Source organism: Lactobacillus helsingborgensis, assembly GCF_000970855.1.
GTDB lineage: Bacteria > Bacillota > Bacilli > Lactobacillales > Lactobacillaceae > Lactobacillus > Lactobacillus helsingborgensis.
On record NZ_KQ034046.1, the window covers coordinates 623,421 to 638,184 of the forward strand.

Below are 14,764 nucleotides of genomic sequence, written 5' to 3' on the forward strand. Positions count from 1 at the left end.
TTACAGATAGCAATAATGATAAATGCTAGAATAGAGTTTATGTAAACGAATTTATTGCTAGAAAAAGGGGTACATTGCTGAAATGAAGGCAGAAGAAACTTTTCAAGAATGGCAGCAGGCGCACAATCTGCCAGATTATTTACAAGATCAATTGCAAGAACTTGGTAAAAATCCCAAATGGATTAATGATGCATTTGGTCAAGACATTAATTTTGGTACAGCTGGAATGCGCGGCAGGCTCGAGCCGGGAATTAATCGTATTAATATCTATACCATTGGGCGAGTAACAGAAGGCTTGGCACGTTTAATTAATGAAAAAGGCGCAAAAGCGCAAAAAGATGGTGTAGTCATTGCTTATGACTCTCGCTATCATTCACGCGATTTTGCGGAACATGCCGCACGAATATTAGGTGCGCATAATATTCATGTTTACCTATTTGATGATTTACGACCGACGCCTGAATTATCTTTTGCTGTGAGATACCTTCATGCTTCTGCCGGAATTAATATTACTGCTTCTCACAATGCCAAAGAATACAATGGCTACAAAGTCTATGGCCCTGATGGTGCCCAGATGGGACCTGAAGATGCCAGTCGCGTTTTTGCTTATGCTCAAAAAGTAACCGATATTTTTACCGTTAAAACTGCTCCGATTGCACGATTGCGCTCGCAAGGAGTTTTGCAATTGATTGGTGAAGATATTGATGAGGTTTATTTAGCGAAACTAAAAACTGTAAATGTTAATAGTGAACTAATACAAAAAAATGCTCATAATTTAACGATTATTTACTCACCCCTACATGGGACAGGTAAAATGTTATATGATCGGGCTTTTAGACAAAATGGTTTTACAAATGTGTTCCCAGTTCCCAGCCAAGCAATTATTGATCCGGAATTTCCCACGACCATCAAACCCAATCCAGAATACCGTGATGTGTTTGATCCTGGCATCAAACTGGCAAATGAAAAAAATGCTGATCTAATCATTGCTACTGATCCTGATGCAGATCGTATGGGTGCCTGTGTGCGCACAAAAAATGGCGACTTTCAAGTTTTAACAGGGAACCAGATTGCTACGCTCATGATCTATTATCTGCTGGTTAATTTAAAAGATAAGGGGCAATTATCTGCCGATTATGAGCTGATTACTTCGATTGTTTCCAGTAGTATGCCACTTAAAATTGCAAAAGATTTTGGTATCAGAACAAAGTCGGTGTTAACTGGTTTTAAATTTATTGGTGAAGAAATTGACCGTATGAGTAAGATGCACGACGGTAAGTTTTTAATGGGCTTTGAAGAAAGCTATGGTTATCTTTTCAAACCTTTTGCACGTGATAAAGATGCAATGCAAGGCGCTTTAATGTTTGCGGAAGTGGCATCTTATTATGCTGCTAAAAACATGACTGTATTAGACGGCCTTAATGAAATCTGGCAAAAATACGGCACTTCTTATGAAATTACCAAGGCGATTGAAATGCCGGGAATTGACGGGCAAAAGAAAATGACACAATTGATGACTAAATTGCGCTCAGAGAATTTGCAAGAGCTAAATGGGGTCAAAGTCAATAAAATTCAAGACTTTTTAAAACAGCAGGAAATTGTTGGTGATACGGTTAAGCCACTCACAGGTTTACCAAAATCTAATGTATTGAAATACTTTTTGGCTGATGAAACTTGGTTAGCCTTAAGACCATCAGGCACAGAACCAGTAATTAAAGCTTATGTTGGTGTCAATAAACCTAATATTGAGCTTGCACATCAAGCAGCTGAGAATTATCAAAATGCTTTGGCAGAACTGTTAAAATAAAACAAAAAGAGTGCGAAAATATGTTCGAGAGTGTAAAATAGAATACGTCAAATAAGAGTTGGACTTTGTTTGTCCAACTTTTTCTACGAGGAGTCTTTCGATGATTAAACGACAAGAAGAACGTAAATTTGAACTAGTTTCTAAATTCAGTCCAGCGGGTGATCAGCAACAGGCTATTGATAAATTGGCTGCTGGCTTTAAAAAAGGCTATAAGGAGCAAATTCTGGAAGGTGCAACCGGTACGGGCAAAACTTTCACAATGGCGAACATTATTGCTAAATTGAATAAACCTACTTTAGTTATTTCTCACAATAAAACTTTGGTTGGTCAGCTTTATGGCGAATTTAAAGAATTCTTTCCGCATAATGCTGTCGATTATTTTGTTTCCTATTATGATTACTACCAGCCGGAAGCGTATGTGCCCCAATCGGATACATATATTGAAAAGGACTCATCTATCAACGATGAAATTGATCAATTACGTCACCAAGCTACCAGCGATTTGATGGAACGTAATGACGTGATTGTTGTGGCATCTGTTTCGTGTATCTATGGTTTAGGTGATCCTAAGGAATATGCTGCCAGTGTAATCACGGTTCACGAGGGTGAGGAATATAACAGAAATACCTTGCTGCGCGATTTAGTCAATATTCAATACGATCGCAATGATATTGACTTTCAACGTGGTCGTTTTCGCGTTCGCGGAGACGTCGTAGAAGTTTTTCCTGCTGGTAATTCTAATCATGCTTATCGTATTGAATTTTTCGGGGATGAAATTGATAGAATTGTTGAAGTGGACTCACTAACAGGAGAAGTAATTGGTGAAAGAGAAAGTATATCATTATTTCCTGCTACCCACTTTATGACCAATGAAGAACAGATGAGGCGTGCTCTTAAAGCTATTTCACAGGAAATGAAAATTCAAGTGAAAAATTTTGAAGGTCAAGGTAAATTGCTTGAGGCAGAACGTATTAAACAGCGCACTACTTTTGACATGGAAATGATGGGTGAAGTTGGTTACACCAATGGCATCGAGAACTATTCGCGTCATATGGAAGGAAGAAAAGAAGGAGAGCCGCCTTATACCTTATTAGACTTCTTTCCTGATGACTTTTTGATTTTAATTGATGAGTCTCATGCCACTATGCCTGAAATCCGAGCAATGTATAACGGCGACCGCAATCGGAAAAAAACTTTAATTGACTATGGTTTCCGTTTACCTTCTGCGCTTGATAACAGACCATTGAAACTGGCTGAATTTGAAAAGCACGTTAACCAGATTCTATATGTTTCAGCAACCCCAGGAGATTATGAATTAGCACGGACAAATCACAAAGTTGAGCAAATCATCAGACCGACCGGTCTGCTTGACCCTAAAATTGAGGTCAAACCTGTTGAGGGGCAAATTGATGATTTAGTGGCTGAAATCAACAAGCGCATTGAAAGAAATGAACGTGTCTTTGTCACCACTTTAACCAAAAAAATGGCTGAAGACCTAACAGATTATTTGAAAGATCTGGGCATTAAAGTGCAATATTTGCACTCTGACGTGAAGACGCTGGAACGGATGCAAATATTGCGTGATTTGCGTATGGGCAAATACGATGTGCTAATTGGTATTAACCTATTACGTGAAGGTATTGATGTCCCGGAAGTTTCTTTGGTCGCAATTCTTGATGCTGATAAGGAGGGTTTTTTGCGTGCTTACAGACCTTTAGTGCAGACTATGGGTCGCGCTTCCAGAAACGCTGATGGTGCTGTGATCATGTATGCTGACACGATTACTGATTCGATGCGGCAAGCGATTGAAGCAACACAGAGAAGACGTCAATTACAGATCAAGTTTAATAAAGAACATGGTATGAAACCTAAGACCATCGTTAAGCCAATCAGAGATGTCATTTCTGCTACTAAAGTGGCAGATGAAGATGTTCAAAGCGATAGCTTCGCTGATTTGAACTTTGATGAATTAACTGTCAAACAAAAGAGAACCATGATTAAAGACTTACGTAAGCAAATGCAAGAAGCTGCCAAGAAACTGGACTTTGAGGGCGCTGCAACTTTGCGGGATGCAATCATGGAATTGGAGAGTTCAACTAGAAGCCCAATTAAGAAAAAAGGAAAAGCATTAAATGGTAAATGATAAGATTGTTATTCGGGGTGCACGTGAACATAATTTAAAAGATATTAATCTTTCTATCCCTAAGGATAAATTGGTCGTGATTACGGGTTTATCTGGTTCTGGTAAAAGTTCGTTAGCCTTTGACACATTATATGCTGAAGGGCGCAGAAGATACGTTCAGTCCTTATCAAGTTATGCCCGCCAATTTTTAGGACAAATGGATAAACCAGATGTTGATTCGATTGATGGCCTTAATCCTGCAATTTCAATTGATCAAAAAACTACTTCCCATAACCCGCGTTCAACTGTTGGTACTGTTACTGAAATAAACGATTATCTCAGACTTTTGTGGGCGAGAGTAGGTCATCCTGTGTGTCCTAATGATGGTACTCTAATTGAACGTCAATCTGTAGAACAAATGGTTAACCGCATTTTGGCATTGCCTGAAAGAAGCCGTATTCAAATTTTAGCACCGGTAATCAGGTCTAAACGTGGTGCGCACAAAGAAGTATTTAAACGCGTACAACGTGCTGGCTACGTGCGCGTCATCGTTGATGGTGAAATGCACGAGATTGGTGAAAAATTTGATTTAGAAAAAAATAAGCGCCATTCAATCGACATTGTGGTTGATCGTTTGATCGTCAAAGATGGTATCCGCTCGCGACTTTTTGATTCAGTAGAAGCTGCTCTGCGTCTATCAGATGGCTACATGAATGTTGATGTTATTGGCGGCGATTTAATCAGCTTTTCAGAGTATTATGCTTGTCCTAAATGTGGTTTTACCGTGGGAGAGATGGAGCCCAGGCTATTTTCCTTTAATGCACCATTTGGTGCTTGCCCTGACTGTGATGGTTTAGGTGTTAAATTAGCTGTTGATGAAGATTTAGTAGTGCCCGATAAAAGCAAAACTTTAGCTGAAGGAGCAATTGCACCCTGGAAGAATTCCAAGTATTACGGGGAAATGCTAGAGCAGGCATGTAGTGCTTTAAAAATACCACTTGATAAGCCATTTAGTAAACTGACTAAAAAGCAAAGAGAAACAATTTTGCATGGTTCTACTAAGAAAATTAAGTTTCACGTTACTGGTGATTTTGGAGTCAATGATACTACTGCACCCTTTGAAGGTGCTATGGAAAATGTAGAAAGACGTTATTATCATCCCATGTCAAAATTTATGCGGGATGTAATGGGCAAGTACATGACCGAACTCACTTGTTCAACATGTCATGGCAAAAGGTTAAATCGTAAAGCGTTAGCAGTTAAAGTAAACGGTAAGGATATCGCTGAAGCGTCAGAATTGGCAATTAGTCACGCACTGGAATTTTTCACCGATATTAAGTTAGATGAGCAAGAGACTATAATTGCTAAGCCGATTTTAAAAGAAGTACGTGATAGATTAACTTTCTTAAATAGTGTGGGGTTAGACTACCTGACATTGTCACGTTCAGCTAATACCTTATCTGGTGGTGAAGCACAAAGAATAAGGCTTGCGACCCAAATTGGTTCTAATCTTTCAGGAGTAATGTACGTTTTAGATGAGCCTTCAATTGGTTTGCATCAACGCGATAATGACAGGTTGATTGCTGCTTTAAAACGAATGCGTGATTTAGGCAACTCGTTAATTGTCGTTGAACACGATGATGAAACAATGAGACAAGCTGATTATTTAATTGACATGGGACCGGGCGCTGGAACTTATGGCGGAGAAATTATGGCTGCCGGCACTCCAGCAGAAGTTGAGCAGAATGACAAGTCACTGACTGGACAATACATGGCCGGTAAAAAATTTGTCCCCGTACCTTTAAAAAGACGCAAGGGTAATGGTAAAAAGATCATTGTTACAGGTGCAGCCGAGAATAATCTTAAAAATCTTAAGGTTGAATTTCCTTTAGGGAAGTTAATTGTGGTTACAGGAGTTTCCGGTTCTGGTAAATCAACTTTGGTTAACATGATTTTAAAACGGGCTCTAGCCCAAAAAATAAACCGCAACCAAACTAAACCGGGTAAATATAAGACGATCAGCGGTTATCAAAATATCGAAAAAATTATTGATATTGATCAAAGCCCGATCGGGCGTACGCCTCGTAGTAACCCTGCTACTTATACCAGCGTTTTCGATGACATCAGAGCTTTATTTGCTCAAACTAACGAAGCTAAGCTCCGTGGCTACACTAAGGCGCGTTTTTCATTTAACGTTAAGGGTGGACGTTGTGAAGCTTGTCATGGAGATGGCATTATCAAAATTGAAATGAACTTCTTACCGGACGTATATGTTCCTTGTGAAGTTTGTCATGGCAGCCGCTACAACTCTGAAACTTTAGAAGTTTCCTATCGTAAGAAAAATATTGCGCAAGTGCTGGATATGACGATCAGTGAGGCCTGCTCATTTTTTAAGAATATTCCTAAAATTGCGCGCAAATTGCAAACAATTGTTGATGTGGGGCTTGGCTATGTCAAGCTCGGACAGTCAGCTACTACCTTGTCTGGTGGTGAAGCGCAAAGAATGAAACTGGCCGCTGAACTGCAAAAATTGTCAACTGGCAAGAATTTCTATATTCTGGATGAACCAACGACCGGACTACATACTGATGACATCAAGCGACTGCTAGAAGTTCTACAAAGACTAGTTGATCAAGGTAATACGGTTTTAATAATTGAACACAATCTTGACGTGATTAAAAATGCTGATTGGTTAATTGATTTGGGTCCTGAAGGCGGCGAAGGCGGCGGTCAGATTGTTGCTACAGGCACACCCGAACAGGTAGTACAAGTTAAAGAAAGCTATACTGGGCAATACTTGAAGCCAGTGCTTAAGCGGGACACAGCTTTAACAAAAAAGGCCAGCCAAAAAACAGGCAAATAGTATTAATTAATTCTGATAAAGTGTAAAATAAAGCCCAAGGAGGAATAAAAATGGATAATTTTTCTAGTTACAGAGGAAATCGCGGATTTAACTGGGCTGCATTTATCTCTGGTGTGTTAATGATAATTGCAGGGCTCTTTTTATTGCGGCATCCCGGTAAGGCATTACATGCTTTTGTATTGCTCTTTGCCATAGTGTCAATAGTTCAGGGCTTTGTCTGGTTAGTTTTCTACAGTCGTTTTCGGTATTTTATCCCTTCAAGCTGGTTGTCGATTGTGTCAGGAGTTTTAGACATTATTGTTGGTATTTTGTTCCTATATTCCTATGATGCTGGTGGCTTAACCATTGCTTACTTATTTGCATTTTGGTTCTTATTCGACTCAATCTCTGGCATCGTTTTCTCTTGGCACATGCGGGCTGTTTCAACCTTTTTCTTCTGGGTTAATATAATCCTGAATATCCTAGGCTTGTTTATCGCCATTAGTTTGATGTTTAACCCAGCTTTATCAGCATTAACTTTAATTTGGTTAGTTTCTTTCTGGTTACTAATTTTTGGTATTAATGAAATTATTGCTGCATTTGTTAACAGGTAAAAAATAAAAAGTTCTGTTGAACTTTTTTTTTGCCCAAAAAGTAATGGCACACCTGGTATGTTATAATTTTAGTAATAGGAGGTCAGCAAAAATGGCTAAGCATAAAAAGCAATTACTGATTGTGACAGGCATGAGCGGTGCGGGAAAAACGGTCGCTTCTCATGCTTTAGAAGACATGGGCTATTTTGTAGTTGACAATTTGCCTCCATCTCTTTTATCCAGTTTTTGGGATTTAATCGTTAACTCAGATGATTTCACTAAAGTTGCAGTAGTAATTGATCTGCGGGTGAGACGGTTTTATAAAGATTTAGATAATGAAATTAATTCTCTAGAAGATAATGGAACGGTGCAGACCCGGATTGTCTTTTTAGACGCTGCGGATGACACTTTAGTTGCTCGTTATAAAGAGACTAGACGTGTTCCGCCTTTAGCCCAAAATGAGCGTTTATTAGACGGTATTTTAGCAGAAAGACGTATTTTAACCGGAATAAAAAACCGCGCCAATGATATTATTGATACTTCTAATTTAAGTCCAAAAGAATTAAAACAAGAACTGGCTAATAAGTTTAGTGCCAAACACAGGCAGCCGTTTTCAATTGAGGTTCTATCTTTTGGGTTTAAATACGGAATGCCCATTGATGCGGATATTGTAATGGATGTGCGCTTTTTGCCCAATCCCTTTTATATTCCTGAATTGCGACCTTTTACCGGTTTGGATAAAAGGGTATTTAACTATGTGATGGACAAGAAAGAAACGCGTATTTTTTATCAGAAATTTTTAGATCTGATAAAAAGCGCATTACCCGGGTATATCAAAGAGGGTAAGACTAAATTAACTATTGCAATTGGGTGTACCGGTGGGCAACATAGAAGCGTCGCAATTGCACAGCAGCTGGCTAAAGATTTAGCTGAAGACTATACAGTTGATATAACCCATCGTGAAATTAGTCGCTACACTAGAAATAGGTGATAATTAGATGACATATAATGATAAAGTGATTCATGTTACCAGAAGCAGACGACCACAGGTTGTCGTTATTGGTGGAGGTACTGGATTGCCTGTAGTTTTAAACGCGTTAAAAGAACAAAATGCTGAAATATCAGCTATTGTGACTGTTTCTGATGATGGCGGCTCTTCCGGTTCAATTCGCAATTTTATCAACGTAGTTCCCCCTGGTGATATTCGCAATGTTCTGGTTTCTTTAAGTGAAATTTCTCAGGAAGAAAAGGATGTTTTCCAATATCGCTTTGATTCTTCCGACTCATTTTTTTCAGGTCATGCTATCGGCAATTTGATAATTGCTGCTTTAAACGAAATGCACGGTAATATTTTTGACGCTGTTCAAGCACTTTCAAAAATGATGCGGGTTGACGGTCATGTTTACCCTGCCTCCAATGAACCATTGACACTGAATGCGGAATTTGTGGATGGCTCTATTCAAGCTGGTGAAAAGGAAATTACTGACAAGGATAAAAGAATTAAACGAGTTTGGGTTACCAACACTAAGTCAAAGAGTGAACCTGAAGCGGTGCCACCAGTTTTAGCCGCTATAAATAATGCTGATGCGGTAGTTTTAGGGCCTGGTAGTCTATTTACCTCCATCTTGCCTAATCTCATGATCCCCAATTTAGGCGAAGCAGTAAGAAAAACAAGCGCAGAAGTCATTTATATTTGTAATATTATGACGCAAAAAGGTGAAACCGATCATTTTTCAGACTGTGAACATGTTAAGGTAATTAATGAGCATTTGGGCGGACATTATATTAATACCACTTTAGTCAATGGCGCTAAAATTGATATGTCTAAGTTTAACCCTAACGATTATGATGCTTATCTTGAACCTGTTAAGAACGATTATCAGGGCTTGCGGGAGCAGGGGAGCAGAGTCATCACTGCTGACTTCATCGATCAGCGAAGTGGGCTAGTCTTTCACGATGGTAAAAAAGTAGCCAAAGAAATTATTAATCTGGCTTTTGCTGCGATGGCTCGCAGGAAGGACTAAAAATAATGGCAAGCTATGCAAGTAACGTGAAGAAGGAATTAACTTCTTTAAAAATTCATCCTGAACATGCCAAAGCTGAACTGGCAGCTTTTTTGCGTATGAACGGCGTTTTGAATTTTCACGAGCACCAGTTTAGCCTTGACATTACTACTGAAAATCCTGCAATCGCTAGACGAATTTTTTCGTTAATAAAAATCGCTTACAAGGTAGAACCGCAATTAATTGTTTCGCGCAAAATGAAGTTGAAGAAAAATAATCAATATTTAGTGCGATTGCAAAATCATGTCAAAGAAATATTGCAAAATCTGGAAATTCTTACTCCTTCCCTTCACTTAATTACTAGAATACCAAAAAGGATCATAGAGTCACGTGAGGGTGCAATGTCCTATTTACGTGGCGCTTTCTTAGCAAGTGGCAGTGTTAATAATCCTACTACCAGCCGTTATCATTTAGAGATATATTCAGTTTATCAGGATCATAATAATGACTTGTTAACTATTATGAATGAACGATTTCATCTTAATGCCAAGAGCACTCAAAGACGGCGGGGCTATATTGTCTATTTGAAAGAAGCTGAAAAAATCGGTGACTTTTTGCATATTGTTGGCGCTCTAAATGCGATGTTGGCATTTGAGGACTTGCGCATTATGAGAGATATGCGTAATTCAGTCAATCGGCTAGTAAATTGCGACACAGCTAATTTGAAAAAAACAGCCAATGCGGCAGCCAAACAAGTTGAAGACATTGAACTAATAGCACAAAAAATCGGTTTAGAGAATATCCCAGAGAAATTGCAGGGTATAGCCAGATTGCGCTTAGATGAACCTGAACTCTCGCTCAAAGAAATAGCGCAGCAAACTCCGGACGGTCCTATTTCGAAGTCTGGAGCCAATCATCGTTTTAAGAAAATACACGAAATGGCACAAAATTTGAGAAAATAAAAAAGCAACCCATCATTTGGTGGGTTGCTTTTTAAAACACAAATTTTTAAATAATTATTTCTTTTGGTTAACCATTATTTCATCGATTAAACCATAGTCTTTAGCTTGTTCAGCTGTCATGTAGTTGTCCCGTTCAGTATCCTTTTGGATTTTTTCCAAAGGCTGACCAGTAGTTTCATGTAAAATACGGTTAATCTTTTCACGGCTCTTTAAGATTTCATTAGCTGCGATCTGAATATCAGTTTGTTGACCTTGAGCACCACCTAAAGGTTGGTGAATTAAAACAGTGGAGTTAGGTAAAGCAAAGCGTTTACCTTTTGCACCACTGGTTAACAAAATGGAAGCCATTGAGGCTGCCATACCAATGGCAATGGTTGAAACATCTGATTTAATAAAGTTCATGGTATCCATGATTGCCAAACCAGAAGTAATTACTCCACCAGGTGAGTTTATATAAAGTGAAATATCCTTGGTGTTATCTTGAGCATCAAGAAATAATAATTGTGCAATAATCGAGTTAGCCATATCATCGTTAATTTCACCACTAAGCATGATGATACGGTCTTTTAACAAACGTGAATAAATATCGTATGCGCGTTCGCCACGTGCAGTTTGTTCAATAACTGTAGGTACAAGCATCTTTCTACCTCCTAAATATAATTAGCACTCTATCAAGTACAGTGCTAATTAAATCACTTACATTACTTGCTGTCAATGAAAGTGTATTAATTTTGTATTCTTTTTAGTGAAGGTTTTATTATATAATTTAAGTATAAATTTAATTTTTGGAGGATTTATTTTGAAGCTTTATAAGAAGATAGCAACAATTTCACTGACATTAGTTGCCGGTTTATTAGTTTACACCGGTCTATCAACTACATCAGTTGCGGCAGATTCAGATAGCCCTCAGCCGCCAGTTCAAGATGATAATAAGTCATCAAATAACTCAACTGATGCAAATACAGACACGAATACCGATAATGGTAGTACTGATAATACCAACAACTCTGACCAGACGGGTGACGATAATCAGAATACTAAAAAGCCTAAACCAAAGCAAGTGGTTACTGGTTATTCAATGATGACCAAGGTCGCTGGTAACAAAAACTATAAGGTTTGGAAGGAAGTTACTAATGGTAAAGTTAAAACCAAGGTAGCTGACGGCATTAACTTTCGTTACAGCCATATTCAATCAGACCAACTGATTGAAACGAAAAAGTACCGTTATTGGCGCATTTATGTTAACGGGCGAGAAGTAGGTTATGTTAACGAAAATTACTTTGCTAGAAATCAAATAGCAGTGCCTAAGACTATTTCTTTGGTGCGTAATGATTTTTACAGCTTTTCGACTAGAGACGCTATTTCTTATGTAACCAATTATATGGGAACAGTAATTGATAATAGCATGGTCACCGTTTCACGCGAGAGCATTGATTGCTGGACTCCTAAGACATATAAAGTGAAATACACTTATGGCGATGCAACTGCAACTGTTAAGATTACAGTCAGAAAGAGCACCAAGGAAGGTATGGTTGACGCTGATGCAGTAAATGCAGTAACTGCTCAACCCGGTACGAATGACTATCAAGCGTGGAAGACTCACTATGGTTCATCAATAAATTACATTAGCCCTACAGAATATACACCGGAAACCAGCAAACACACTTTGACTAGTGGGGATATGACTTTAAAAACTAAATTCTATCAACCAGTTTTACTGAGTGTTGCTGACCCAACAGACGATAATATAAACCGGGTTGGTCATATACCAGAAGGCGTGACAGTTTCTAATGGCTGGGCTTACACTAGTCTTTTAAGTCATACAAACTTAATGTCTGGTCATATTGTTGGCTACGACTTGAACAAGTTAACTAATCCATACAATGCGCAACATTTGCTAGATATGTCGCAAAAGAAATTCAACAATTATGTTAAACATATCAAAGTAAGTCCGTATATCCCAATTGGTCACGGTCAGGCAATGGGTGCAAGTGATAAATATATTTATGTTTTGAATAATGATAATACTTTGAAAAACACCACTGATTCAGAGGAGTTGTTACAAATCCGTAAAAGTGATTTACAAATTAACAAGATTTGGACAATTAAAGCTTGGGTTGGGGATGAAAAGAATCCCCGCTACTTCCATAATGGTGTGATTGTTTCAGATTATGACATGTACACTGTCTATCACGATACTGAAAACAATTGTTTTGAATATTGGGAATTTACCCGTAAGGGAGATAATTGGTATCCACAATTAGTAGGCAAGACAGATGGCAATTTTGTGAACAATAACGCTCCGATTCAAGGTTTCACATACGATACTAAGAATAAAAACTTTTACCTGGCATTTAACGACTTGATCTTTAAGATTGGTCGTAATGGTAAGTTGAAAGATACTTATTCATTTGATACAGGTCGCGAAATAGAAGGAATGTCAGTTAGCGATAATAAACTATACGTCAATTTGGCTCAAAGAGCTGAGTTGTTAGTAAGCGCGAAAGTCAACTAGATTGATAATTTAACAAGAGCCGTATGGCTCTTGTTTTTACTTTAAAATTTCTAAAAAGCTTCGTGTAAACAAAAGTAAAAGAATATTATTTTGAATATTATTTTATAGATAAATTAAAATGAATTAAACAACATTTATAGGAGTAAAAAACACTTTATTTGGTTGATACCAAGTTTGTAAATAAATTATAAACTACTAATAAAATTCTTCTTTTCTATTTTATTTATATAATGTTCAAAAACCGTTAATTCATTCTTATGATTACTTGTAGCGCTTTTACATCTAATTATATTTAACAAATAAGTCATGACTTATATTTTGTTAAGTTAATAGGGATATAAACTGAATTAGCTACAAATATATTCAATCAATAGGTCATGAAGGCAGTTAATAATCATTTGACTAAAATCGTTTTGGTAGTAAAACATTATGACAAATGTTGAATTATTAAATAGACAAGAATTAATTATTTTCTTAGAGCAATCGTTAAAAGTTGCTCTTTTTCAAGAGCATAAAAGTAAAGATTATGTAAGTTTACTAGGAAAAATCTCATGTAGAGCATACAAAATTCTTATGAGTGACAATGACGAATTGGAACAGATTTATCCGAAAATTGCCGCGAATATTAATCAGGATCATCAGATTTTTGAATATCAAGCGCAATTAAAAGATTTGATTTTAACAAAGCCACCGGAAACTAATATTATACTGGCTTTAGCTATTTCTACCTTGATACTATTTGCTATCGGAATAATGCTGAAGATGTTAGACCGGCTAAATATTCCTTTAATTAAAGGCGTCTGTGCAACTCTAAGTATTTTAATCTTGATTTCTGCTACTGTTGCCTTAATCTTCTTAGTATATAAAATTGTCGTGTTGCTATGGAATTACTTTAAGCGGGCACAAGGGAAACCTAATAATTTAAGAAACAGTATTGAAAAGCCTAGGCAAGCTGCCCTAAAAAAGAAAAAATTGCTTAATGAACTAGATCAAAGAATCAAAAAAGATATCTTTCAATTTGATAACCAAACTCCTGAAGCTAAATCATATCTTTTAGAATGGAGTAAGGAAATGAATGAATTGAGTTTTTTGAGTTTAGCTTGCTATAGTAACTTGTGCAGTATGAATCAGGCCTATCACAAAGCACAAGTAATTGACAGGACGCTTGATAATTGCGTACATAATAAAAATTTCAGTCTGAATTCTACAAGTCAAATTAGCAGCAAAAATGATTCAAAAGATAATAACTTGTCTAAAATTACCTCTCCTGCTTGTCATGATATCTGTCATATGAACCAGAAACTGGCTGACTTAGGCAAAAACGCTAGTAGAAAAATTGATTTGGCAGCTGAATTAGAGCAGAAAAAAGCAAAAGATAGTTTTCCAACCACATAAAAAAAGAGCTTGTCAGCTCTTTTTTTCTTTATCTTGGCATTCTGGACACAGCCCATATATCTCAACATGACTGGAAGATGTGGTGTAACCTGTTTGCTTTTCTGCTTCAATTCTCATATGATTTTCAATCGTGTCAAAGTCAGGGTAGTAAACGTCAGCAATTTTGCCGCAATTTTTACAAATGATGTGAAAGTGCGGTTTGACAAAATAGTCATAATGCAGAGAATCATCGCCATTTTTAATTTCGATTACAATTCCAGCCTCAACCAGCTTATTGAGTGTGTTATAAACCGTTGCCCTGTAAGTTGGTTCAGCACCACTAATAGCATTATAAATGGTTGCAGCAGTTGGATGATTGTGATGCGCCATTAGGTATTCCAAAATCTTTAATCGCGGCTTAGTAGCTTTTAAATGGTGACTTCTAAGCAGTTTTTCAGCATCATCTACAAAATTAGGCAAAATTCTCATCTCCTTCTTGATAAATACAGTTTAACATTTTTGCTAAATAAAAAACCGCCAATTGCT

General features: G+C 37.4%; 11 protein-coding genes. 9 read left to right on the plus strand and 2 right to left on the minus strand.

All coding sequences use genetic code 11. The features are described 5' to 3' along the window. The first annotated feature begins 82 nt into the window (after positions 1–82). The 7 genes from JF73_RS03050 (at position 83) to whiA (ending at position 10,329) form a co-directional block, all read left to right on the plus strand. On the plus strand, positions 83–1,807 hold the full coding sequence (locus JF73_RS03050; RefSeq protein ID WP_046326920.1) for a phospho-sugar mutase: 1,725 nt from the start codon (positions 83–85) through the stop codon (positions 1,805–1,807). Positions 1,808–1,907: 100 nt separating this feature from the next. Next, entirely contained in the window at positions 1,908–3,950 is a 2,043-nt protein-coding gene (uvrB, locus tag JF73_RS03055; RefSeq protein WP_046326921.1) for an excinuclease ABC subunit UvrB, read from the plus strand. Beyond that, entirely contained in the window at positions 3,940–6,792 is a 2,853-nt protein-coding gene (gene uvrA, locus JF73_RS03060; RefSeq protein ID WP_046326922.1) for an excinuclease ABC subunit UvrA, read from the plus strand. The genes uvrB and uvrA overlap by 11 nt, the downstream gene beginning before the upstream one ends. A gap of 50 nt (positions 6,793–6,842) precedes the next feature. After that, entirely contained in the window at positions 6,843–7,385 is a 543-nt protein-coding gene (locus JF73_RS03065) for an HdeD family acid-resistance protein (protein WP_038521922.1), read from the plus strand. Positions 7,386–7,476: 91 nt separating this feature from the next. Next, a complete protein-coding gene (rapZ, locus tag JF73_RS03070) occupies positions 7,477–8,355 on the plus strand; it encodes an RNase adapter RapZ (protein WP_046326923.1) in 879 nt (292 codons plus the stop codon). Between the two features lie 7 nt (positions 8,356–8,362). Then, positions 8,363–9,388, plus strand: coding sequence for a gluconeogenesis factor YvcK family protein (locus JF73_RS03075; protein WP_046326924.1), 1,026 nt, complete (start codon positions 8,363–8,365; stop codon positions 9,386–9,388). A 5-nt stretch (positions 9,389–9,393) separates the two neighbouring features. After that, positions 9,394–10,329, plus strand: a complete 936-nt coding sequence (gene whiA / locus JF73_RS03080; RefSeq protein WP_038521929.1) for a DNA-binding protein WhiA — start codon at positions 9,394–9,396, stop codon at positions 10,327–10,329. A gap of 54 nt (positions 10,330–10,383) precedes the next feature. Here whiA and clpP read toward each other — a convergent pair whose 3' ends face one another. Beyond that, positions 10,384–10,968 (minus strand): ATP-dependent Clp endopeptidase proteolytic subunit ClpP, encoded by a 585-nt coding sequence (gene clpP, locus JF73_RS03085; protein ID WP_038521932.1) that lies wholly within the window; start codon positions 10,966–10,968, stop codon positions 10,384–10,386. 160 nt (positions 10,969–11,128) lie between these two features. Here clpP and JF73_RS03090 point away from each other — a divergent pair, with 160 nt between their 5' ends. Next, positions 11,129–12,844 (plus strand): SH3-like domain-containing protein, encoded by a 1,716-nt coding sequence (locus JF73_RS03090; protein WP_071196426.1) that lies wholly within the window; start codon positions 11,129–11,131, stop codon positions 12,842–12,844. A 429-nt stretch (positions 12,845–13,273) separates the two neighbouring features. Then, positions 13,274–14,239, plus strand: a complete 966-nt coding sequence (locus JF73_RS03095; RefSeq protein ID WP_046326925.1) for a hypothetical protein — start codon at positions 13,274–13,276, stop codon at positions 14,237–14,239. 12 nt (positions 14,240–14,251) lie between these two features. Here the strand turns inward: JF73_RS03095 and JF73_RS03100 are convergent, their stop codons facing one another. Beyond that, the gene (locus JF73_RS03100) at positions 14,252–14,698 is read right to left on the minus strand and encodes a Fur family transcriptional regulator (protein ID WP_223895503.1); all 447 of its coding nucleotides are present in this window, start codon (positions 14,696–14,698) and stop codon (positions 14,252–14,254) included. Between the last annotated feature and the right edge of the window lie 66 nt (positions 14,699–14,764).

What these genes read in the sequence shown, in the direction of transcription:
- JF73_RS03050 (WP_046326920.1), top strand. Translation starts at nt 83, where the DNA reads ATGAAGGCAGAAGAAACTTTTCAAGAATGGCAGCAGGCGCACAATCTG.
- uvrB (WP_046326921.1), top strand. Translation starts at nt 1,908, where the DNA reads ATGATTAAACGACAAGAAGAACGTAAATTTGAACTAGTTTCTAAATTC.
- uvrA (WP_046326922.1), top strand. Translation starts at nt 3,940, where the DNA reads ATGGTAAATGATAAGATTGTTATTCGGGGTGCACGTGAACATAATTTA.
- JF73_RS03065 (WP_038521922.1), top strand. Translation starts at nt 6,843, where the DNA reads ATGGATAATTTTTCTAGTTACAGAGGAAATCGCGGATTTAACTGGGCT.
- rapZ (WP_046326923.1), top strand. Translation starts at nt 7,477, where the DNA reads ATGGCTAAGCATAAAAAGCAATTACTGATTGTGACAGGCATGAGCGGT.
- JF73_RS03075 (WP_046326924.1), top strand. Translation starts at nt 8,363, where the DNA reads ATGACATATAATGATAAAGTGATTCATGTTACCAGAAGCAGACGACCA.
- whiA (WP_038521929.1), top strand. Translation starts at nt 9,394, where the DNA reads ATGGCAAGCTATGCAAGTAACGTGAAGAAGGAATTAACTTCTTTAAAA.
- clpP (WP_038521932.1), bottom strand. Translation starts at nt 10,968, where the DNA reads ATGCTTGTACCTACAGTTATTGAACAAACTGCACGTGGCGAACGCGCA.
- JF73_RS03095 (WP_046326925.1), top strand. Translation starts at nt 13,274, where the DNA reads ATGACAAATGTTGAATTATTAAATAGACAAGAATTAATTATTTTCTTA.